At 50.2% G+C, this 273-nt stretch carries 1 pseudogene; it reads right to left on the bottom strand.

Features of this window, described 5'->3' with window-relative positions:
• Positions 1-273: pseudogene (locus KVT28_RS25125) on the bottom strand (ParA family protein); the annotation flags it as partial.

The following is a 273-nucleotide window of genomic DNA, read 5'->3' on the forward strand; positions in this document are numbered from 1 at the left end:
ATAGATGTCGAGATCGAAAATTTGGGTATCCAGCAGCGATACCGGAATTTCGTGAGCATAGGGACTGTATTTCCGTTCGCTGACAATTGTCTCCAACTGCGACAGCGTGGCTTTGGCCAGCGACGTGTAATCCATGCAGTTCACGAGAATGCGCACGGCGCGAAGAGTTATACCCTTAGATGGAAGTGAACGCAGTTGCTCAAACATCGCTATTGAACCGCGCAGTAACTCACGAATATCTGGTCGCACTGGCTTCACGATGCCGATGGTAGA

The organism is Pantoea sp. GbtcB22 (genome assembly GCF_019091025.1).
Lineage (GTDB): Bacteria > Pseudomonadota > Gammaproteobacteria > Enterobacterales > Enterobacteriaceae > Pantoea > Pantoea leporis.